The following is a 234-nucleotide window of genomic DNA, read 5'->3' as shown; positions in this document are numbered from 1 at the left end:
GTAGGCGGCGACGCGGACGACGACGGCGATCTCGTCCAGCTCCTCCAGTGTGAAGCGCGGGTGCTCCGGCGTCTCCCAGTCGAGGAACGGGACCGTGCCGATCGACGCCCGCGACCAGAGCGGGAACTCGGTGTCGCCGTGCTCCCCGATGATGTGGGCGTGCACACTCGCCGTGGACACACCCGCCCGCTCCCCCAGCTTCCAGCGCAGCCGGGAGGTGTCGAGGACCGTCCC

The 234-nt window shown here is 71.4% G+C and carries 1 pseudogene; it reads right to left on the bottom strand.

Annotation, left to right across the window (positions count from 1 at the left end):
- Positions 1 to 234, bottom strand: a pseudogene (locus KVS71_RS18995) (L-lactate dehydrogenase); the annotation flags it as partial.

Origin of the sequence: Microbacterium sp. GbtcB4 (genome assembly GCF_019091465.1) — a bacterium.
Classification (GTDB): Bacteria; Actinomycetota; Actinomycetes; order Actinomycetales; family Microbacteriaceae; genus Microbacterium; species Microbacterium paraoxydans.
Note: the sequence above shows the minus strand (reverse complement) of the source record. Positions and strands in the feature narration are given on the sequence as shown.